18 protein-coding genes are annotated in these 21,870 nt (G+C 61.1%); all 18 read left to right on the top strand.

Going from position 1 to position 21,870, the window contains the following annotated elements; all coding sequences use genetic code 11:
* Nucleotides 1-57 precede the first annotated feature (57 nt).
* The 18 genes from I6L41_RS04300 (at nucleotide 58) to I6L41_RS04215 (ending at nucleotide 21,806) form a co-directional block, all read left to right on the top strand.
* Nucleotides 58-1,497 carry a DUF1566 domain-containing protein gene (locus I6L41_RS04300; protein WP_216962205.1) on the top strand — a complete coding sequence of 480 codons (1,440 nt, stop codon included), beginning with the start codon at nucleotides 58-60 and terminating at the stop codon, nucleotides 1,495-1,497.
* Nucleotides 1,498-1,510: 13 nt separating this feature from the next.
* A complete protein-coding gene (locus tag I6L41_RS04295; RefSeq protein ID WP_005351118.1) occupies nucleotides 1,511-2,080 on the top strand; it encodes a DUF1566 domain-containing protein in 570 nt (189 codons plus the stop codon).
* A 377-nt stretch (nucleotides 2,081-2,457) separates the two neighbouring features.
* Nucleotides 2,458-2,862 (top strand): NADH-quinone oxidoreductase subunit A, encoded by a 405-nt coding sequence (locus I6L41_RS04290; RefSeq protein ID WP_005344919.1) that lies wholly within the window; start codon nucleotides 2,458-2,460, stop codon nucleotides 2,860-2,862.
* Between the two features lie 29 nt (nucleotides 2,863-2,891).
* Nucleotides 2,892-3,566 carry an NADH-quinone oxidoreductase subunit B family protein gene (locus I6L41_RS04285; RefSeq protein ID WP_005344917.1) on the top strand — a complete coding sequence of 225 codons (675 nt, stop codon included), beginning with the start codon at nucleotides 2,892-2,894 and terminating at the stop codon, nucleotides 3,564-3,566.
* Between the two features lie 2 nt (nucleotides 3,567-3,568).
* Nucleotides 3,569-5,374, top strand: coding sequence for an NADH-quinone oxidoreductase subunit C/D (gene nuoC / locus I6L41_RS04280; RefSeq protein ID WP_040067274.1), 1,806 nt, complete (start codon nucleotides 3,569-3,571; stop codon nucleotides 5,372-5,374).
* Between the two features lie 80 nt (nucleotides 5,375-5,454).
* Complete coding sequence (nuoE, locus tag I6L41_RS04275; RefSeq protein WP_005344912.1) at nucleotides 5,455-5,997, top strand: NADH-quinone oxidoreductase subunit NuoE; 543 nt, start codon at nucleotides 5,455-5,457, stop codon at nucleotides 5,995-5,997.
* Nucleotides 5,994-7,379: an NADH-quinone oxidoreductase subunit NuoF gene (gene nuoF, locus I6L41_RS04270; RefSeq protein ID WP_216962202.1), complete on the top strand. Its 1,386-nt coding sequence runs from the start codon at nucleotides 5,994-5,996 to the stop codon at nucleotides 7,377-7,379. Before nuoE ends, nuoF begins: the two co-directional genes overlap by 4 nt.
* A gap of 41 nt (nucleotides 7,380-7,420) precedes the next feature.
* The gene (nuoG, locus tag I6L41_RS04265; RefSeq protein WP_216962198.1) at nucleotides 7,421-10,177 is read left to right on the top strand and encodes an NADH-quinone oxidoreductase subunit NuoG; all 2,757 of its coding nucleotides are present in this window, start codon (nucleotides 7,421-7,423) and stop codon (nucleotides 10,175-10,177) included.
* Entirely contained in the window at nucleotides 10,174-11,142 is a 969-nt protein-coding gene (gene nuoH, locus I6L41_RS04260) for an NADH-quinone oxidoreductase subunit NuoH (RefSeq protein ID WP_204383034.1), read from the top strand. Before nuoG ends, nuoH begins: the two co-directional genes overlap by 4 nt.
* A gap of 10 nt (nucleotides 11,143-11,152) precedes the next feature.
* A complete protein-coding gene (gene nuoI, locus I6L41_RS04255) occupies nucleotides 11,153-11,695 on the top strand; it encodes an NADH-quinone oxidoreductase subunit NuoI (RefSeq protein WP_005337245.1) in 543 nt (180 codons plus the stop codon).
* 10 nt (nucleotides 11,696-11,705) lie between these two features.
* Complete coding sequence (gene nuoJ, locus I6L41_RS04250; RefSeq protein ID WP_058053339.1) at nucleotides 11,706-12,257, top strand: NADH-quinone oxidoreductase subunit J; 552 nt, start codon at nucleotides 11,706-11,708, stop codon at nucleotides 12,255-12,257.
* Nucleotides 12,254-12,562: an NADH-quinone oxidoreductase subunit NuoK gene (gene nuoK, locus I6L41_RS04245; protein WP_005337247.1), complete on the top strand. Its 309-nt coding sequence runs from the start codon at nucleotides 12,254-12,256 to the stop codon at nucleotides 12,560-12,562. Before nuoJ ends, nuoK begins: the two co-directional genes overlap by 4 nt.
* A complete protein-coding gene (gene nuoL / locus I6L41_RS04240) occupies nucleotides 12,559-14,406 on the top strand; it encodes an NADH-quinone oxidoreductase subunit L (RefSeq protein WP_216962195.1) in 1,848 nt (615 codons plus the stop codon). Before nuoK ends, nuoL begins: the two co-directional genes overlap by 4 nt.
* A 98-nt stretch (nucleotides 14,407-14,504) precedes the next feature.
* Entirely contained in the window at nucleotides 14,505-16,049 is a 1,545-nt protein-coding gene (gene nuoM, locus I6L41_RS04235) for an NADH-quinone oxidoreductase subunit M (RefSeq protein WP_005337249.1), read from the top strand.
* Nucleotides 16,046-17,509, top strand: coding sequence for an NADH-quinone oxidoreductase subunit NuoN (gene nuoN, locus I6L41_RS04230; protein ID WP_216962192.1), 1,464 nt, complete (start codon nucleotides 16,046-16,048; stop codon nucleotides 17,507-17,509). The genes nuoM and nuoN overlap by 4 nt, the downstream gene beginning before the upstream one ends.
* Nucleotides 17,510-17,690: 181 nt before the next feature.
* Nucleotides 17,691-18,815: an FIST signal transduction protein gene (locus tag I6L41_RS04225; protein WP_216962189.1), complete on the top strand. Its 1,125-nt coding sequence runs from the start codon at nucleotides 17,691-17,693 to the stop codon at nucleotides 18,813-18,815.
* 2 nt (nucleotides 18,816-18,817) lie between these two features.
* Nucleotides 18,818-20,248: an HD domain-containing phosphohydrolase gene (locus I6L41_RS04220; RefSeq protein ID WP_216962186.1), complete on the top strand. Its 1,431-nt coding sequence runs from the start codon at nucleotides 18,818-18,820 to the stop codon at nucleotides 20,246-20,248.
* A 16-nt stretch (nucleotides 20,249-20,264) separates the two neighbouring features.
* A complete protein-coding gene (locus I6L41_RS04215; RefSeq protein ID WP_254203392.1) occupies nucleotides 20,265-21,806 on the top strand; it encodes an HD domain-containing phosphohydrolase in 1,542 nt (513 codons plus the stop codon).
* Nucleotides 21,807-21,870 lie beyond the last annotated feature (64 nt).

Raw genomic sequence — 21,870 nt, 5'->3', positions numbered from 1 at the left:
CCTGTACCACGGGGGTTACCGCCCCCGTGAACCTGTGACCGAATCAAGGAATGTGAAGTGAAACAATCCGTACTGGTTATTGCAACCCTCTCAGCCCTGCTCAGCGCCTGTGGCGGCGGGGAAGATAACGCACCACTGGCGATCCCGGACTACCGGGTCGATGTCGCCCTGCCGACTGCCGGAACCCTGTGCGCCGATCTGGATCAGAACTGGCAATGTGATCCTGCCGACCCTGCCGTCAGCGGCGAAGGAGTTGTGGCCCTGGTCAGCCGTTCGGCCAACATCGTCAACTCGCCCCTGCTGTTCGTACCGAGGAGCGGAGGCCTGCTGCTGGCACATCCGGCTGCCAAAGGGGATCCACAACGGCTACAACCGACCCTGCTCAGCACCCTGTGGCAGAGCCGCATTGCCGAAGGGGTGGCCGCCGATCGCGCACTGACGCAGCTGCTGGCCGATCTCGCGCCGCTGCAACCGGGCAGCGACCGCGCGGCCCTCGCAGGTCTAGGCCAGTTTGATCAGGCGCTACAGCAGGTGGCGATCAGCTTGCAGCAACAGGCCCGCACACGCCTTGCCACCGCCAAGGAGACCCAGTTGCTCACCACCAGCTATCGCGCCATCAGCCTGATGCTGGCGCAATTGGCTCAGGAGTGGCAGCGCAACGGCCAGTTTGCTGAAGAGACCCAAAGCGAGCTGCTGACCCTGCTGGTGCAGCAGCAGCCACGCAACCTGCTGACCGTCACCGGCGTCACCACCTTCAGCGATGGCAACGACCCGCTGCTGGAACAGGAACCCGATGACTATCCGGGACAAGATGCCAGCTGGAATCGCACTCGTCCCCAGCTTGCCTATCGCAAACTCGATGATCGCGGTCAGGTGCTCCCCGACAACGCGCCGAGCTGGCAGTGCGTCAAGGATCTCAATACCGGTCTGGTGTGGGAGGTCAAATCGGACGATCCCTTGAGTCCGGCCTGGAAAAGCAGACCCTTTGCCTATGAGGATGAGCAGTTCAAGGCGACCGCAGGCGAGCAGCAAGCGGCCTACCAGCATATTCATAACAGGATCGAACAGCTCACCGCCGAAGGAGATCTGGCGGCCCTCGCCCGGGCACAGGCGCTGACCACCATGCTGACCACCCGCGCGTATCAGCAGTGGCTCAATGGCGAGCAGCGTTGCGGCATCAGCCAGTGGCGGCTGCCCACCATGGGTGAGCTGATGTCACTGATGCACTACGGTAGCCTGGCCAAGGACCCGCTGGGTCAGCGCATCATCGTAGATACCCGCTACTTCCCGGATATCGCCTCCTCGGAAGATGACACCTACCATGGCTACTACTGGAGCGCCACCAGCAACACCGCCCAGCGCTTTTCCGGTGGCCCCATCAGCAAACGCACAGTCCTGCTCCTGGGAGAAGATGCGGGCACCACCTATCCCGCGCTGGTGCAGCAAGATACCTATATCGAGCTGATGCAGGTACGACTGGTCGCCACTCCCCAATAATCCGAGGAATATCATGAGCCTTTATCGCTTTTCGTTCGCCATGCTGGCACTGCTGGCCCCCCTGGCCCACGGTGCTGCCATTTGTGATGACACCATGGATCGCACCGCCCCCTCTGCCCGTTTTCTTGACCATGGCAACGGCACCGTCACGGATCAACACACCGGCCTCACCTGGATGCGCTGCAAACTGGGGCAGACATGGAGTGGCAGCAGTTGCCTGGGTGAACCGACCGTTTACTACTGGCAGCAGGGGCTGCAAGTGGCGGAGCGGATCCGCAGTGACAGCAGCCATGCTCTCTATCACTTCGGCGGTATCAGCCAGTGGCGCCTGCCCGACATCAAGGAGCTGGCGACCCTGGTCGAGCACGCCTGCTACAAGCCCTCTCTCAATGAAGCCATTTTCCCGCGCGCCATGGCGGGGGGCGGTAAAGAGGTCAATGAGGGCTATGTCTATCTGATGAGCAGCACGGTAACCTCCGCCAATGGTCAGCGGGCGTATCTGGATATCACCTCGGGAGATATCGGTCTTCGCTCCATTGGCGCCTACCCGGATCAGGTCTTGCTGGTCGCCAATAAACCCTGACCGCCCCACGCTCGAAACCGGAACACGATGACAGGAGAGGCTTGAAAGCCTCTCTTTTTATTGCCTTTTGATCGTACCCGTCTCACCCGTCCCCACTTTTCTCACCCCAGCTTTCCCTACCCGTAATACCGAGCAGACCGGGCTTCACTCTCGGCATTTACCCCTTTCAGGTGATAACGAGGAGCAGCTCTCTGCTCTTTCCAAGTCTTTCCTGCCTGCCATAACCAGTAAAAAAGTGCGCTCCTTAACAGAATTTAATTTCCAGTTAACAGATTAATAATTAACTCGTAAAAATGGCATGTAAATCAGCACCAAGCTGTCATAATGCGTAGCATCAATGTTAAGTCACATAACTCATTCGGTTAGGGAAAACCTCTATGTTTGCTGATATTTCTGCTCAACATTGGGCGTTTGCCATTTATGTCATCGGTGCCATCACCATCTGTCTGGTGATGATAGGCCTCGCCGCCCTGCTGGGGGGTCGTGCCTACGGCCGCACCAAGAATAAGCCATTTGAATCTGGTGTCGACTCGGTCGGCAGTGCCCGCCTGCGTTTTTCCGCCAAGTTCTATCTGGTCGCCATGTTCTTCGTCATCTTCGACGTCGAGGCGCTCTACCTGTTTGCCTGGTCTGTCTCCGTGCGGGAGAGTGGCTGGGTCGGCTTTATTGAAGCCACCATTTTCATCGGACTGCTGCTTATCGGCCTGATCTACCTCTGGCGCATCGGCGCACTGGACTGGTCACCGCGCAAACCGCAGCTGAACAACAAAAACAGTGATTGAACCACAGACCCTTTCCTTGAGGTTGCACCATGAAGTACACCCTGACCCGGATTGACCCGGATGCACCCGTTGAGCGCTACCCCCAGGAGCAGCGCCAGACCGTCGATGACCCACTGGCGCAAGAAGCGACGCGCGGCATCATGATGGGCCGCCTCGAGGAGGTGCTGCAAGACACAGTCAACTGGGGCCGCAAAAACTCCCTCTGGCCTTACAACTTCGGCATCTCCTGCTGCTATGTGGAGATGTGTACCGCCTTCACCTCCCCCCACGATGTGGCCCGCTTCGGCGCCGAAGTTATCCGTGCCTCGCCCCGTCAGGCCGATTTCATGGTGATAGCAGGGACTCCCTTCATCAAGATGGCGCCAGTCATCCAGCGCCTGTATGAACAGTTGCTCGAACCCAAGTGGGTGATCTCCATGGGGGCCTGTGCCAACTCAGGCGGCATGTATGACATCTATTCCGTGGTGCAGGGGGTGGACAAGTTCCTGCCGGTCGACGTCTACATTCCGGGTTGCCCGCCCCGTCCCGAAGCCTTTTTGCAAGCCCTGATGCTGCTGCAGGACTCCATCGGCAAAGAGCGCCGCCCCCTCTCCTGGGTAGTGGGCGATCAGGGGATCTACCGTCCCCAGATGCAGGCCGAAAAAGAGCGCAAGCGCGGCGAACGGATCAATGTGACCAACCTGCGCACGCCGGATGAGATCTGACCATGAAACTGACTCGTGATTTTCCCAGCAATTACGCCATGGCCCAGTGGCAGCCCAGCGACCACAAGGATGCCAAAGTCATTGGCGAACTGTTTGCCCACTTCGGGGCCGAGCACTTCACCGTGCAGACCACGCGCACCGGCGTGCCGGTGGTCTGGCTTCCCCGCGAACTGCTGCAGGATGTGATGGGCTTTTTGCGCAAGGTGCCCTCCCCGTTTGTGATGCTGTTTGATCTCAGCGCCACCGATGAGCGGCTGCGCAGCCATCGCGACGGTCTGCCCCAGAGCGATTTCACCGTCTTCTATCACCTCATCTCCATCGACCGTAACGCCGATGTGATGTTGAAAGTTGCGCTGGCCGAAAGTGACCTGCATCTGCCCACCATCACCAACCACTTCCCCAATGCCAACTGGTACGAGCGGGAAGTGTGGGATCTGATGGGCATCACCTTCGATGGCCACCCCCATCTGACCCGGATCATGATGCCCAAGAGCTGGCAGGGTCACCCGCTGCGCAAGGATTACCCGGCGCGCGCTACCGAATTCGATCCCTTCATGCTCGATGCCGCCAAACAGGACATGGAGCAGGAGAACCTGCTGTTCAAACCGGAAGAGTGGGGACTGGCCCGCGGCAACGAGAACGAGGACTACATGTTCCTCAACCTCGGCCCCAACCACCCCTCTGCCCACGGCGCCTTCCGCTTGGTGTTGCAGCTCGATGGCGAAGAGATCCGCAACTGCGTGCCCGATATCGGCTACCACCATCGCGGCGCCGAGAAGATGGGCGAGCGCCAGTCCTGGCACAGCTACATCCCCTATACCGACCGGGTCGAGTACCTGGGCGGGGTGATGAACAACCTCCCCTATGTGCTGGCGGTCGAGAAGCTGGCCGGCATCAAGGTGCCGCAGCGGGTCGACATGATCCGGGTGATGATGGCGGAGCTGTTCCGCATCCAGAGCCACCTCTTGTTCCTCGGGACCTATATCCAGGACGTGGGGGCCATGACTCCGGTCTTCTTCACCTTCACCGACCGGCAGAAGATCTACACCATCATCGAAGCGATCACCGGTGCCCGCATGCACCCGGCCTGGTTCCGTATCGGCGGTGTGGCCCACGACCTGCCGAAGGGATGGCAACGGCTGGTGCAGGACAACCTGCTGAGCTGGCTGCCCAAACGTCTGATGGATTACGAAAAAGCGGCGATGCGCAACAGCATTCTGCGCGGTCGAACTATCGGCGTCTCTGCCTACACCACCGAGCAGGCGTTGTCCTGGGGCACCACGGGGGCCGGATTGCGCGCCACCGGCCTCAACTTCGACGTGCGCAAGTGGCGTCCCTACTCCGGTTACGATCAGTTCGACTTTGAAGTGCCGGTCGGCAGCAATGGCGATGCCTACGACAGAGCCACCGTGCGGATCGAGGAGATCCGCCAGAGCATGTCGATCATCGAGCAGTGCATGAAGAACATGCCGGAGGGGCCGTTCAAGGCGGATCACCCCCTCACCACACCGCCGCCCAAAGAGCGCACCCTGCAGCACATCGAGACCCTGATCAACCACTTCCTGCAAGTGTCGTGGGGCCCGGTGATGCCCGCTGCCGAGTCGTTCCAGATGATTGAGGCGACCAAGGGCGTCAACAGTTACTACCTGACCAGTGACGGCTCCACCATGAGCTACCGGACCCGGATCCGCACCCCGAGCTTTGCTCATCTGCAGCAGATCCCCTCGGTGATCAAGGGCAGCATGGTGTCGGACCTCATCGTCTATCTGGGCAGTATCGATTTCGTTATGTCGGATGTGGACCGTTAAGTGATCCCGCCTCCCGGCCATGGCCGGGAATTGGGATCGCCGGACGAGCAGTAAAAGGACAAGCCACCAAAGGTCAAGTCATGAGCCAGCAATGTCAGTGTCACAATAATCAGACCCCACAGGGGCAAGGGGCATGCAGCAGCAAACAGGACGACTTCGTTCTGAGCCAGGCTGAACGCGATGCCATCGAACACGAGAAACACCACTACGAAGATCCCCGCGCCGCCAGCATCGAAGCGCTCAAGATCGTGCAGCAGGCCAGAGGCTGGGTACCCGACGGCGCCATTCACGCCATCGCGGCCGAGCTCGGCATTCCCGCCAGCGACGTGGAGGGGGTCGCCACCTTCTATAGCCAGATCTTCCGCCAGCCGGTGGGGCGTCACATCATCCGCGTCTGCGACAGCATGGTCTGCTACATCAATGGCCATGAAGAGCTGATGGCCGGTCTCAAGGAGGTGATGAACCTCGGCCCCGGTCAAACTACCCCGGATGGCCGCTTCACCCTGCTGCCGGTCTGCTGTCTTGGCAACTGCGACAAGGGGCCAGCCATCATGATCGATGACGACACCTATGGCGGCCTCGATCCGGTGACCTTGCTGAAAACCCTGGAGGCTTACCCATGAGCCTGCCGCAAAACAAGATCCTCGCCTCTCTTGGCACCGCCAATCGCACCCCGCGAGCCCCCGAGACCCACCCGCTCACCTGGCGGCTGCGGGATGACGGCCAGCCGGTGTGGCTGGAGGAGTATCAGGCCAAACAGGGCTATGAAGCGGTGCGCAAGGCGCTCGGCCAGATGAGCCCGGACGAGATTGTCAGTACCGTCAAGGATGCCGGTCTCAAGGGGCGTGGCGGCGCGGGCTTCCCCACGGGTGTAAAGTGGGGGCTGATGCCCAAAGACGAGAGCATGAACATCCGTTACCTGCTCTGCAACGCCGACGAGATGGAGCCCAACACCTGGAAAGATCGCCTGCTGATGGAGCAACTGCCCCATCTGCTGATCGAGGGGATGATCATCAGTGCCCGGGCGCTCAAGGCCTATCGCGGCTATATCTTCCTGCGCGGCGAATACGTTGATGCCGCCATCCACCTGCGCCGCGCGGTGGAAGAGGCCAAGGCCGCCGGTCTGCTGGGCAAGAACATTCTGGGCTCGGGTTTTGACTTCGAGCTGTTTGTTCACACTGGCGCCGGTCGCTACATCTGTGGCGAAGAGACAGCACTGATCAACTCGCTGGAAGGGCGCCGTGCCAACCCGCGCGCCAAACCCCCCTTCCCCGCCGTCTCCGGCGTCTGGGGCAAACCCACCTGCGTCAACAACGTCGAAACCCTCTGCAACGTCCCCGCCATTATCGGCAACGGAGTCGCCTGGTATCACGGGCTGGCGCTGCCGGGCTCGGAAGATCACGGCACCAAGCTGATGGGCTTCTCCGGCAAGGTGAACAACCCCGGGGTCTGGGAGCTGCCCTTTGGCATCACCGCCCGCGAGCTGTTTGAAAATTACGCCGGCGGGATGAAGAGCGGCTATCGCCTGAAAGCCTGGCAACCGGGCGGCGCGGGCACCGGCTTCCTGCTGCCGGAGCACCTCGATGCCCAGATGTATACCGCCGGTATCGGCAAGGTAGGTACCCGGATGGGGACTGGCCTCGCCATGGCGGTGGATGACTCCATCAGCATGGTCTCCCTGCTGCGCAACATGGAGGAGTTCTTCGCCCGCGAGTCGTGTGGCTGGTGCACGCCCTGCCGCGACGGCCTGCCCTGGAGCGTCAAGCTGCTGCGGGCACTGGAGCGTGGCGAAGGGCAATCCGGCGATCTGGCGACTCTGGAACAACTCTGCGGTTTCCTTGGCCCGGGCAAGACATTCTGCGCCCACGCACCGGGCGCCGTCGAGCCGCTTGCCAGCGCCATCAAATATTTCCGCTCCGAATTCGAGGCCGGGATCAAAGGCAGCAGTGATAACCGCAAGCCGGTCAAAGGGATCCAGCCCAATCTGCTGGGCGAGCGCTGGTAACGACACCACAGATTTCACAAAACAGGTTTCAGGGAAGTTGTATGGCAACCATTTATGTAGACGGCAAAGAGTACGAGGTAGACGGGGCAGATAACCTGCTGCAAGCCTGTCTGTCGCTGGGTCTGGACGTCCCCTATTTCTGCTGGCATCCGGCGCTGGGTAGCGTTGGCGCCTGCCGCCAGTGTGCGGTCAAACAGTATCAGAATGCCGATGACAAACGCGGTCGTCTGGTCATGTCCTGCATGACCCCGGCCACCGATGGCAGCTACATCGCCATCGAGGATGAAGAGGCTAAAGAATTTCGCAAGAGCGTGGTGGAGTGGCTGATGACCAACCACCCTCACGACTGTCCGGTGTGTGAAGAGGGCGGCGCCTGCCACCTGCAGGACATGACGGTGATGACCGGCCACAACAGCCGTCGCTACCGTTTCACCAAACGCACCCACCAGAATCAGGAGCTGGGCCCCTTCATCGGTCACGAGATGAACCGCTGCATCGCCTGCTACCGCTGCGTCCGTTACTACAAGGATTATGCCGGTGGCGAGGATCTCGGGGTCTACGGTGCCCACGACAACGTCTATTTCGGGCGGGTCGAGGATGGCACCCTGGAGAGCGAATTTTCCGGCAACCTGGTGGAGGTCTGCCCCACCGGCGTCTTCACCGACAAGACCCACTCCGAGCGCTACAACCGCAAGTGGGACATGCAGTTTGCCCCCAGCATCTGCCAGCAATGTTCCGTGGGCTGCAACATCAGCCCGGGTGAGCGTTATGGCGAGCTGCGCCGTATCGAAAACCGCTTCCACGGCAGCGTCAACCACTACTTCCTCTGTGACCGTGGCCGCTTTGGCTATGGCTACGTCAATCTGGCCGACCGCCCGCGCCAACCGCTGCTCAAAGATGGCAACAACCAGCTGACCATCACAGTCGATGGCGCCCTCAACCGCGCCGCAGATGCCCTGCGCAGTGCCCGCGGCCTCATCGGCATCGGCTCGCCCCGCGCCTCGCTGGAGAGCAACTTTGCCCTGCGCGCGCTGGTGGGTGAAGCCAACTTCTACGCAGGCGTCGAGCAGGCCGAATGGGCCTGTCAGCTGAAGATGCTGCAGATCCTGCAACAGGGCGGCGTGCCGACCCCGAGCCTGCGGGACATGGAAGAGGCTGACGCAGTGCTGGTACTGGGTGAAGATGTCACCATGAGCGCAGCCCGTATCGCGTTGGCGCTGCGTCAGTCGGTCAAGGGCAAGGCTCGCGAGCTGGCCCGCAAGATGAAGGTCGATCTGTGGCAAGTCGCCGCCGTTCAGACCCTGGGTCAGAACGAGCGCTACCCGCTGCTCATCACCAGTCTCGACACCACCCGTCTTGACGATGTGGCGGCCGACAAGCTGCACGCCCCCTATGCCGATCAGGCGCGCCTTGGCTTTGCCATCGCCCACCTGCTCGACCCGAGTGCACCGGCCGTGAGCGACCTCTGCCCCGAGCAGCAGGCACAAGCGACTCGCTGGGCCGAGCTGCTCAGCAACGCCAGGAAGCCGCTCATCATTGCAGGCTCCACTGCCCGCGATGTGGCGCTGCTTGAGGCGGCCAGCAACATTGCCCGCGCCCTGAAAGGCCGAGGACTGGAAGCCAACATCGCGCTGGTTGGCCAGGAGGCCAACTCGCTGGGGCTGGCCATGCTGGGCGCTCAAACCTTGTCAGACAAGCCGCTCGAAGCCGCCCTTGCGCGCATCGAGGCCGAAGAGGGGTTGGCGCTGGTTGCCCTGGAGAACGATCTCTACCGCCGCGCGCCGCGCAACCGGGTGGATGCTGCGCTGGCACGGCTGCAGCACCTGCTGGTCATCGACCATCAGGCGACCCCGACCGCCAACAAGGCTGATCTGGTGCTGCCAGCGGCCAGTTTTGCCGAAGCCGATGGCACGCTGGTGAACATGGAAGGGCGCGCCCAGCGCTTCTTCCAGGTCTATGCACCCGCCTTTTACAACGCCGATATTCAGGTGCGTGAAGGGTGGCGCTGGCTGGCGGCGCTGCAAGGGGCGATCGAACGCAAGCCGCTGCGCTGGCAGAACTTCGACCAGGTCAACCATGACTGCGCCACCAGCAATCCGCTGCTGGCTACCATGCTGGAAGCGGCGCCCAACGCAGGCTTGCGGATCCGTGGCATGCGGTTGGCCCGCGAGCCTCACCGCTACAGCGGTCGCACCTCCATGCTGGCGGATCAGAACGTCAGCGAGCCACGGGTAGCGCAAGATCCCGACTCCCCCTTCAACTTCTCCATGGAAGGGTATGCCGGAGCCCGTCAGCCGCTGCCGCAAGTACCGTTCGCCTGGGCGCCGGGCTGGAACTCTCCCTCCGCCTGGAACAAGTTCCAGGATGAAGTGGGTGGCAAACTGCGTGCTGGCGATCCGGGTCGCCGTCTGCTGGAAGCAACAGACCCGCAGGCAGAAGGCAAGGAGCTGCTCGGCTGGTTCACCACCATCCCCGCCCCCTTCAAGGCCGCAGAGGCGCTGCAAGTGGTCAATTATGCCCAGCTGTTTGGCGGCGAGGAGCTTTCCGCTCGCAGCCCGGTCATTCAGGCCCGGATGAACGAACCCGAGCTGGTGCTCAATCCCCTTGATGCGCAGCGTCTGGCCCTCCACGGGGGCAGTCAGGTCTCCTTCTCCTGGGGCGGTAGCCACTGGCAACTGCGTCTGCGGCTTAGCGAGCAGCTGAGCGCCGGTCTGGTGGGGCTGCCCCTTGGGGTGAACGGCCTGCCGACAGCCCTGCAACAAGCCTCAATCACTAACCTGCAGGAGGTGATCGCATGAGCGAGTCGCTGATCGATCTGTTGCTGGAGGTGGGCAAGGCACTGATTGTGCTGGTGGGGATCGTGGGGGCAGGCGCCTTCATGAGCTTCATCGAGCGCCGTCTGCTGGCCCTGTGGCAGGATCGCTACGGCCCCAACCGGGTGGGGCCGTTTGGTCTGCTCCAGCTGGCTGCCGACATGATCAAGATGTTCTTCAAGGAGGACTGGATCCCGCCGTTCGCTGATCGGCGGATCTTTATCCTGGCCCCCATCATCGCCTTCACTGCCTTTATTCTGGCGTTTGCGGTGGTGCCCATCACCCCCACCTGGGGCGTGGCGGATCTCAATGTGGGGCTGCTCTACATCCTGGCCATCGCAGGGCTGGCGGTCTATGCGGTGCTGTTCGCCGGCTGGTCGAGCAACAACAAATACTCATTGCTCGGCAGCTTGCGCGCCTCGGCTCAGACCCTCTCCTACGAGGTGTTTCTCGGGCTCTCCCTGATGGGGATTGTGATCCAGACCGGCAGTTTCAACCTGCGGGATATCGTCGAGGCACAGGCAGACTTGTGGAACGTGGTGCCCCAGATCCTGGGCTTTGTCACCTTCCTGTTTGCCGGTGTCGCCGTCACCCACCGTCACCCGTTCGATCAGCCAGAAGCCGAGCAGGAGCTCGCCGACGGCTATCACATCGAGTATGCGGGGATGAAGTGGGGTCTCTTCTTCGTGGGCGAATATATCGGCATCGTGCTGATCTCCTCGCTCATCGTGACCCTCTTCTTCGGTGGCTGGCACGGCCCCTGGCTGCCCCCCTTCATCTGGTTTGCCCTGAAGACCGCCTGTTTCATGGTGTTCTTCATCCTGCTGCGGGCCTCCCTGCCTCGCCCGCGCTTTGACCAGGTGATGTCGTTTGGCTGGAAAGTCTGCTTGCCGCTGACCCTGATCAATATGCTGGTCACCGCGGCAGTTGTACTGATAAGTGCGCAGTGAGGCACTCAATATGAAAATTGTGAGCATTATTCAGGGTGTCGGCACCCAGTTACGCAGTCTGGCCATGGTCTTCTCCCATGCCTGGCGGCCCCGTGAAACCCTCAACTATCCGGAGCAGGCAGTCTATGCCGCCCCCCGCTACCGCGGTCGCATCGTGCTGACCCGCGACCCCGACGGGGACGAGCGCTGCGTGGCCTGCAACCTCTGCGCAGTTGCCTGCCCGGTCGGCTGCATCTCGCTGCAAAAATCCGAGCGGGAAGATGGTCGCTGGTATCCGGAGTTCTTTCGCATCAACTTCTCTCGCTGCATCTTCTGCGGCCTGTGTGAAGAGGCTTGCCCCACCACCGCCATCCAGCTGACACCGGATTTCGAGATGGGTGAGTATCGCCGCCAGGATCTGGTGTACGAGAAGGAAGATCTGCTGATCAGCGGGCCCGGCAAATACCCGGACTACAACTTCTATCGCATGAGCGGGATGGCCATCGACGGCAAGCCGAAAGGGGATGCCGAAAACGAAGCCAAGCCCATCGATGTCAAGAGCCTGCTGCCCTGAGGAGTCAATCATGGAACTGGCATTTTATGCCTCGGCCCTGGTGGCCATTTACAGCACGCTGCGGGTGATCAGCACCAGCAATCCCATGCATGCGCTGCTCAATCTCATCATCTCCCTCATCGCCGTGGCCATGATCTTCTTCTGCCTGGGTGCCGCCTTTGCAGGCGCCCTGCAGGTGATCGTCTACGCCGGCGCCATCATGGTGCTGTTCGTGTTCGTAGTGATGATGCTGAACCTGGGGAGTGCCCAGGCACAGGAGAAAAAGTGGCTCACCCCCATGACCTGGGGGGGCCCAGCCCTGCTCTCGCTGATCCTGCTGGGCTTTCTGGCCCACGGCATTCTCGGGGTGACCGGGGGCCTGATCGGAGTGACCGAGGTGACCGCCAAGCAGGTGGGTGTCGAGCTCTTTGGCCCCTATGTGCTGGCAGTGGAGCTTGCCTCCATCCTGCTGCTGGCGGGTCTGGTGACCGCCTACCATCTGGGCCGGGAAGACAAGAGCGGCGAAGTGCTCTCCGTCCCGCGCTCTGCTTCCCGCTCTGCACAAGAAGGAGGTCAGCAATGAATGGAATCCCTATGGAGCACGGCCTCCTGCTGGCCGCGGTGCTCTTCTGCATCGGCTTGTGCGGTCTGCTGATCCGCCGCAACCTGCTCTACATCCTGATGAGTATCGAAATCATGATGAATGCCTCGGCACTGGCGTTTGTGGTGGCGGGTAGCCGCTGGGCCCAGGCCGATGGCCAGATCATGTATATCCTGGTGATTTCTCTGGCGGCAGCGGAGGCCAGTATCGGCCTTGCCCTGTTACTGCTGCTCTATCGTCGTTACCACACCCTGAACGTGGACACTGTGAGCGAGATGCGCGGATGAGCCTCTTATATCTGACTTTTCTATTTCCGCTGCTGGGATGGCTGGTGTTGGCCTTCTCCCTCGGCCGGTTTGGTGAGCGTACCTCGGCGCTGATCGGGGTTGGCTCCATTGGCCTGTCGGCCCTCACTACCCTGTGGGTGGGCATCGACTTTCTGGGCAACCCGCCCGAGGGGGGCGTCTATGTCCAGCGCCTGTGGCAATGGATGGCGGTGGGCAACTTTACCCCGAGCTTCTCGCTGGCACTGGATGGCCTGTCGCTGACCATGCTGGGGGTGGTGACCGGGGTGGGTTTCTTCATCCACCTGTTCGCCTCCTGGTATATGCGCGGGGAAGAGGGTTACTCCCGCTTCTTCACCTACACCAACCTCTTTATCGCCAGCATGCTGTTCCTGGTGCTGGCCGATGACCTGCTGTTTGTCTACCTCGGCTGGGAAGGGGTAGGGCTGTGCAGCTATCTGCTGATCGGCTTCTACTACAAGGATCGCAACAACGGCGCAGCGGCCCTCAAGGCATTTGTCGTGACCCGGGTGGGTGATGTCTTCCTCGCCATCGGCCTGTTTATCCTCTATCGGGAACTGGGCACCCTCAATATCCACGAGCTGCTGGTTCGTGCCCCGACCCTGTTTGCCGAGGGCTCCCCTGCCCTGTCGCTGGCCTGCCTGATGCTCTTGGGTGGCGCGGTCGGCAAATCGGCCCAGCTGCCGCTGCAAACCTGGCTGGCGGATGCGATGGCAGGCCCGACGCCGGTCTCCGCGCTGATCCACGCCGCCACCATGGTGACCGCCGGTGTCTACCTGATTGCACGTACCCACGGCCTGTTCCTGCTGGCGCCAGAGATCCTCCATCTGGTCGGGCTGGTCGGTGCCATCACCCTGGTGCTGGCAGGCTTTGCCGCGCTGGTTCAGACCGATATCAAGCGGATCCTCGCCTACTCCACCATGAGCCAGATTGGCTACATGTTTCTGGCACTGGGTGTCGGCGCATGGGAAGGGGCCATCTTCCACCTGATGACCCACGCCTTCTTCAAGGCGCTGCTGTTCCTCTCCGCCGGTGCCGTTATCGTTGCCTGCCACCATGAGCAGAACATCTTCAAGATGGGTGGCCTGCGCAAGAGTTTGCCGCTGGTCTATGCCTGCTTCCTGGTGGGGGGCTCGGCGCTGGCGGCGTTGCCGCTGGTCACTTCCGGTTTCTACAGTAAGGACGCCATCCTGTGGCAAGTAGAAGCATCTGGCCAAAGCGCGCTGCTGTGGGCCGGTCTGGTAGGGGCATTCCTCACCTCGCTCTACACCTTCCGGCTGATCTTTATCACCTTCCATGGCAAAGAGCAGACCAAAGCCCATGCGGGCCACGGTCTGGCTCACCATCTGCCGCTGCTGGTATTGCTGGTGCTCTCCACCGGCATAGGCGCGCTGATCGTGCCGCCGCTGGCGGGGGTACTGCCGGCAGGCCCGGGGGACCATATCGAAGAGGGTCGCCATGCCCTGGAGGTAGCCTCCGGCATCATCGCCATCGCAGGCATTGCACTGGCCGCGTTTCTGTTCCTCGGTGAGCGCCGTCTGGCCACCTCCATTGCCAACAGCGCGCCGGGCCGCCTGCTCAGCACCCTCTGGTTCAACGCCTGGGGCTTTGACTGGCTCTATGACCAGCTGTGGGTCAAACCCTATCTGCTGGCGACCCGTCTGGTCGGGCAGGATCCGCTGGACTGGATGATGGGCCTGCCCGCCTGGCTTGCCCTGCGTGGCAACCAGCTGCTGGCCTGGACCGTGACCGGCAAGTTGCGCTGGTATGCCGCCTCCATGGGGATCGGCGCCGTGCTGGTGCTGGCGCTGTTGCTACTGGGGTAACGCGATGAACAACCGGACAATCATACAGCCAGGCTGTTTGCTCTCCCTGATGGAACAGGGCGTGCAATCTCATATGAACTTGAACGAGAGCTGATACCGTGACCTTACTCTGGATCTTGCTAATTCCTTTTATCGGCGGCTTGCTCTGCTGGCAGATGGAGCGTCTCGGCGGGCAGTTTGTCCGCTGGGTAGCCCTGCTCTCCATGAGCGCCAGCCTGCTGCTCTCCTGTGCCATCTGGCTAAGTGGTGATTTCTCCCTTGCCACGACCGGCCTCGACAGCGCGGGCGTCTCCGGTGCTGCCTCCGCCTGGGCCGCTGAGTGGCGCCTGCCCTGGATCCCCCGCTTCGGCATCTCTTTGCATCTGGCGGTGGATGGCCTGTCGCTCTTGATGGTTATCCTCACCTGCTTTATCGGTGTACTGGCCATTCTCTGTTCGTGGAAAGAGATCGTGCAGCGCATCGGTTTCTTCCACCTCAACCTGCTCTGGATCCTGGGCGGCGTGCTCGGGGTCTTTATGGCGCTGGACCTGTTCCTCTTCTTCTTCTTCTGGGAGATGATGCTGGTCCCCATGTACTTCCTGATTGCGCTCTGGGGCCATTCGGTCACTGACGGCAAATCACGGATCAACGCCGCAACCAAGTTCTTCATCTACACCCAGGTGAGCGGCCTTATCATGCTGGTGGCCATCATCGGGCTGGTGCTGACCCACCAGCATGCCACCGGAGTCTTCACCTTCAACTATCTGGAGCTGCTCAATACACCGATGAGCAAGGGCGTTCAGTGGCTGCTGATGCTGGGATTCTTTATCGCCTTCGCGGTCAAGATGCCGCTGGTACCGCTGCACGGCTGGCTGCCGGATGCCCACAGTCAGGCGCCGACCGCTGGTTCGGTGGATCTCGCCGGTATTTTGCTCAAAACCGCCGCCTATGGTCTGCTGCGTTTTGCCTTGCCGCTCTTCCCAGAAGCGTCAGCCGAATTTGCTCCCTACGCCATGGTGCTTGGCCTGATCGGTATCGTCTACGGTGCCATCGTGGCCTTTGCCCAGACCGACATCAAACGGCTGGTAGCCTACACCAGCATCTCCCACATGGGTTTTGTGATGATCGCCATCTACTCGGGTAGCGAGCTGGCCCTGCAGGGCGCCGTTGTGCAGATGATCGCCCACGGTCTCTCGGCTGCCGGCCTCTTTATCCTCTGCGGTCAGCTCTACGAGCGGTTGCACACCCGGGATCTGCGCCAGATGGGCGGCCTGTGGGGACGCCTGCGCTATCTGCCCGGCGTGATGCTGTTCTTCTCGGTAGCGTCGCTCGGCATGCCGGGCACCGGCAACTTTGTCGGCGAGTTCCTGATCCTGGTCGGCAGCTTCCAGGTTGCCCCTGTCATCACGGCGGTCGCCACCTTCGGTCTGGTACTGGCCTCGGTCTACTCCCTCATCATGTTGCAGCGCGCCTGCTTTGGCCCCGCCAAGGATGAGAGCATGCTCAAGGGGCTGGATCGCCGCGAGCTGACCATGATGATGGTGATCGCGGGCCTGCTGGTTCTGCTTGGCCTCTATCCCCAACCCGTGATTGACACCGCCAGCAGCAGCCTTATCAACGTGCTGCACTGGTATCTGCTGCCGACTGCTGGAGCCCTGCAATGACTTTCTCCGCTTCCCAACTGCTGGCACTGCTTCCCCTGCTGTTGACCACCGGGGCCATGGCGGCCCTGATGCTGGCCATCGCGTGGCGCCGCTGTGTCACCACCGCCTTTACCGTCACCATTGTTGGCCTCAACCTTGCTCTGTTCTCGCTGCCCATCGTGATGGCGCAAGGGGATCAGGGGGTCACCCCGCTGCTGCAAGTCGATGGTTATGCCGTCTTCTACATGGGATTGGTGCTCATTGGTGCGCTGGCAACCTGTACCTTCGGCCAGTCGTGGCTGAAAGCCTACCCGGACAACCGGGAGGAGTTCTTCCTGCTGCTGCTGATCGCCACTGCCGGTGGTCTGGTGCTGGCCTGCTCCCGTCACCTCGCCTCTCTCTTTATCGGGATCGAGATGTTGACCCTGCCGATGTTCGGTCTGGTGGGTTACGCCTACCGCGAGCGCCACTCGCTGGAAGCCGCGGTGAAATACATGGTGCTCTCTGCCGCCGCCACCGCCTTCCTGCTGTTTGGCATGGCGCTACTCTACGCACAGGCGGGCAGCCTGAGCTTTGCCGCCCTGGGACAGACCCTGGCCGAGAGCCCGGCTCACCATCCGCTGCTGATGGGCGGTTTGGGGTTAATGCTGGTCGGCTTTGCCTTTAAACTCTCCCTGGCCCCCTTCCACCTCTGGACCCCGGATGTCTACGAAGGTGCCCCGGCACCGGTCGCCACCTTCCTCGCCACCGTCAGCAAGGTGGCGGTCTTTGCCGTGCTGCTGCGCTTCTATCTGGCGGTACCGGCGGCGAGCGATCCCATGCTCCACTGGCTGCTGGCAGCCATGGCGATCATCTCCATCTTGGTCGGCAACCTGCTGGCCCTGGTGCAGACCAACGTCAAACGGATGCTGGGTTACTCTTCCATCTCCCACTTCGGTTACCTGCTGGCGGTGATCGTGGCGAGCCGATTCGGCCAGATGCCGGTGGAAGCAGCCGGGGTCTACCTGCTGATGTATCTGTTCACCAGCCTGGGTGCCTTTGGGGTGGTGAGCATGATGTCGAGCCCCTATCGCGGCAAGGATGCCGACTCCCTGCACAGCTATCGTGGTCTGTTCTGGAAGCGCCCCTATCTGACTGCCGTACTGACGGTGATGATGTTGTCACTCGCGGGCATCCCGATGACCCTCGGCTTTATCGGCAAGTTCTACCTCATCGGCGTCACCGTCGAGGCGCAGCTCTGGTGGCTCTCCGGTGCCATCGTGCTCGGCAGCGCACTGGGTCTCTACTACTACCTCCGTGTGATGGTGACCCTCTATCTGCGCGAACCGGGTATGCAGCAGCGCGATGCCAGCGCCGACTGGGCGCTCTCCTCCGGTGGTGTGGTGGTGCTGCTCTCTGCAGTGCTGGTGGTGTTGCTGGGGCTCTATCCCCAGCCGGTCATCAGCCTGGTACAAGGGTTTCAGCAGGTGGTGTTGCAGTAACCCGGCTCATTTCCCTTCAAAACCGGCCCATGTGGCCGGTTTCTTTTTTATGTGGATTGCCTGCTGGCAGAGACCCTTTTGTGTTGGCATCTCACACCCCGTGCAGCCGTTGGTCTCGTCCGGTATTCATCCAACCCCCTTGCTGATATATTGATGACTGGCAGGAATGGAGTTCCGAGCGATGATGCAGCCTACTTTTCATCAATTTGATGCGCATCCACTGGCCGATGCATTGCTTCCCTATGAGGGGCAACGACTCGATGTGTTGCTAGCCGAGCGGGATGCCGCACGCGTTGCCGATCTGCAGCAGCAGTGTCAGCGCCTCAACATTCAACTCTGCGGCGCCATCTTTCCACGCCTTGTCAGTCGGCACGGTTTCCACGAAAGGGGGGCTTGGCTGTTGCCCCGACCAGCATCCCACAATCCTCTGCTGCTCTCGCTCTCCCCTACAGCCAGTGCCGATACACTGGCCGATATCATCTGCGAGCAGTTGGCGTCCCGACTGGCAGAATGGCCGGACACCGAGAAGGTTCCCACCCTCTTTCTCACCTTTGACGCCATGCTCCCCAATATTGCAACCCTGCTCGAGGGGATCTATCTAAGGCTGGCGGACAGGGTCAACTATGCGGGTGTCAATGCAGGTAGCGGCCAGTTCACAGCCATGCCCTGCCTGTTTGACACCCAGAGATTGCTGGGGCATGGGGTCAGCTGTGCACTGCTCTCCCCCCACAGTCCCCCCTTGCTGGAGCACGGCTATCAACTCACTGCCCAGCCCATGCTCGCAACCAGCAGTGAAGGCAACAAGATCTCCTTTATCGACTGGGAGCCGGCTTTTAGCCGCTATCAATCCCTGATCCGGCAACAGTTCCAGCAAAACCTCACACCAGAGCAGTTCTATCGGTACGGTGTACATTTGCCCTTGGGGTTGCTGCGAGCCAATGGCGATGTGATCGTGCGGATCCCGGTCGCCGTTACCGACGACGGTGCCCTGCTCTGCGTCGGAGAGGTGCCTGACCACAGTATTCTCACACTGCTGAAAGCCCCGGAAAGCCCCACAGAGCACGCTGTCGAACTGGCCGAAAAGCTCGGCCGGCACGGTACACCCGAGCGCCTCGAGATCTATTACTGCGCCGGCCGTCAGCAGCACTTCGGCGAACAGAGCACCCTGGAGCTGGAGACCCTCTTTAGCCACAGCGGAGCCCACGAGCTGGTCGGGGCCCTCTCTCTTGGCGAGATAGGAAGTGTAAGGCCGGGGGATTACCCGCTCTTTCACAACGGTGCCATCCTCTGTCTCAGCGAGGGTTAGCAATGAATAACGATCACGCCATGGCCATTGTCTGCGATCTCGCCCTCTGCATCGGTCGGGAGGTCACACTCGATGCCCTGCTCACCAAAGTGTTGCAGCGCTTTATGTTTCACTGTGCCACACCGGTTGGTGTGGTATTGCAGCAGCAACGGGAAGGATATGAGCTGCTCAAGGTCATTGGTGATGATCAGCTATCCCGGCACAGTGGCTCGCTGCTCTCCTTGCCTGCCTGGATTGTTGAAGGTGACCAATGTGCGCTGCAAACGACCTTGCCTCTCCCCGGTGGCCGACCGTACCACTTTGCCTATCGGCTCAGGGTTGACGGGGGATATCTCATCTTGCTGCTGGCCCCCCAACCCCAGCAGCACACAGTGCCGGTCTGCCATCTGTTCAGCCCGGTGCTCGGTAATCTGGCGCGCGCCATCCAGTTGTGCAAGGACAGCGAACAGCTCGCCAGGCGCCAGCAGGCCGAGCTGGTCGACATGCAGCGCCTCAACGAATCCCTGCTCAAGGCCATTCCCATCCCGGTGTTCTACAAGGATGTCGAAGGGCGCTTTCTCAGCTGCAACCCGGCCTTTACCCAGGTCACCGGGATCAGCAAGGCCGAGCTGCAGGGGAAGCGGGTGGACGAAATCCTGCCCCCGGAGATGGCGGACGAATATACCCAAAGGGACATGGAGGTGCTGCGCAGCAGGCAGCCGCAATATTTTGAACACACGCTGTTTGATCGCAGCGGCCACCGCTACCAGGTGCTCAACTTCAAGGATCTCTTCTATGACCATCAGGGCGAGGTGGCCGGAATCATAGGGGCACTGGTCGACATCACCCATATCAAGGAAAGCGAGGAGCGCCAGCGCACCCTGCTGTTTCAGACCATCGCGGCCCTCTCCTCCGCGATTGCCCACAAAGATCCGGTCACGGCAGGACACGAACGGCGCGTGCATGATCTCGCGCTGGCTATAGGTCAACAGCTGCAACTGCCGCAAGAGCAGCTGGATGGATTGGGTCTTGCGGCCATGGTGCATAACATCGGCCTGCTGCAGATCCCGGCGGAGATCCTCACACGCCCGCGGGAACTGAGGCCGGTTGAGTTCGAACTGATCAAACAGCATCCGGACACTGGCCGCGAGATCCTGCAACAGATTGACTTCCCCTGGCCCATCACCACCATAGTGATGCAGCACCATGAAAATCTCGATGGTAGCGGCTACCCACAAGGGCTACAGGGGGATGCGATCTCGCTGGAGGCGAGGATTATACGGGTCGCCGACTCCCTGGCCGCCATGACGGCCCACCGTCCGTTCCGGCGCGCCCTCTCTCTCACCGATGCGTTCGCCGAGCTGACGCGCTATGCCGGTGTGCATTACGACGAACAGGTGGTCGATGCCTGTTTCGCCGTCTGGCAAGCGGGCTACCGCTTTACTACCACCTGACTCTGGTTGCACCAAGATGATGTTAAAAGATCTACCGCCATCCATTCAGCCACCGGGCGTCAGCTCTCACCCCACCGCAGCCCTGCTCCATCAGGTGATGGAACAGCTGCCCTATCGCGTCCTGTTGAAAGATACCCGTTCACACTTCATCGCCTGCAACCGACTGCTGGCCGACGATCTGGCCCTCACCCCGGCCGAACTGGTTGGCAAGTGCGATGCCGATTTTTTCCCGGCCGAGCTGGCCCAACGCTACCGGGATGACGATCTCCAGGTCATGGCCAGCGGCACAACCCGGCATCACGAAGAACCCTATCTGAAAGGGGGTGAAGACCGCTGGCTCAGTACCACCAAGTTTCCCCTGTACGATGAGCTGGGCAAGGTGATCGGTGTCGCTGTCTTTTTCGAAGATATCACCGACCAGAAACAGCAGCAGGAGCGTCTCCAGCAATATACCTGGACGCTGGAAGCAATAACCCGCGCCCACCATGCCATGCTCAAGCAGGGGGATGAACAGACACTACTGCAGGAGATCTGTGATGCCATCACTTTCGATGGCCGTTTTCCCCTGGTGACCGTACTGCAGACCGCTGATCAGAACAGAGTACAGATCCTGGCGCAGGCAGGTCAGGCCGTCTGGTTTGCCAGCGATAACTGGCTCACCCGGGACGCAGCCCTGATCAGTGCAATCAGTTCAGGCGAGATGCGCAACGAAGCACTTGGCACCGAACTGGTCCACCACTCCGCCACCTTGAGGGGACGGCTGCTGCTGCCATTGCAGTGGCAAGCCACTGTGCCAGGCGGACTGCTTATTCACAGCACGCAGGCCAGAGCCTTCACCGATGAGGAGGTGCATCTCTTCAACGGACTGGCCGACTACCTGACCTATGGCCTGCAGGCACGTCGAACCCAGCAGGCCTATCTTGCCGCCCAGCGTGAAAAAGCCATGCATGCCCGCCAACTGGAGCTGGCCCTAGAGGATGCGCTGGGAGCCATCGCTGCCGTGCTGGAACAACGCGATCCCTACACCGCCGGACACCAGAAGCATGTCGCTACCCTGGCGCTGGCCATCGGCCGAGAACTGGGGTTGGGTGATAAACCGCTACGCGGTCTCTATCTGGGCGCCATGGTGCACGATATCGGCAAAATCCAGGTCCCTGTCGAGATCCTCACCAAACCGGGCAAACTGACCCCCCAGGAGTTCAATCTGGTCAAGGAGCATCCGACAGCGGGTTATCTGGTGCTCAAGGATATCGCCCTGCCCTGGCCCATAGCCCGGATGATCCACCAGCACCACGAGTATCTCGACGGTTCCGGCTATCCATCAGGGTTAAAAGGCGAGCAGATCCTGCTGGAAGCGCGCATTCTCACGGTCGCCGACATAGTGGAGTCCATGTCATCGGATCGTCCCTACCGTGCTGCCCTGGGGATTGCGCAGGCCCGAACCCATATCATGGCCATGCGGGGAGTCCAGCTGGATGAAGCCGTGGTCGATGCCTGTCTGCGTATTCTGGATCGGGGAGAGTTTACCCCTCATGAACTTGGCCACGGCCAAACCTGATCGACAGAGCCCATATTGAAAAACCGGCCAAATTTGGCCGGTTTCTGTTTTTATGCGCTGGTGC

The organism is Aeromonas sp. FDAARGOS 1411 (assembly GCF_019047125.1).
Lineage (GTDB): Bacteria > Pseudomonadota > Gammaproteobacteria > Enterobacterales > Aeromonadaceae > Aeromonas > Aeromonas veronii.
The sequence above is the reverse complement of the archived record's forward strand: the minus strand, read 5'-3'. Positions and strand labels throughout refer to the sequence as shown.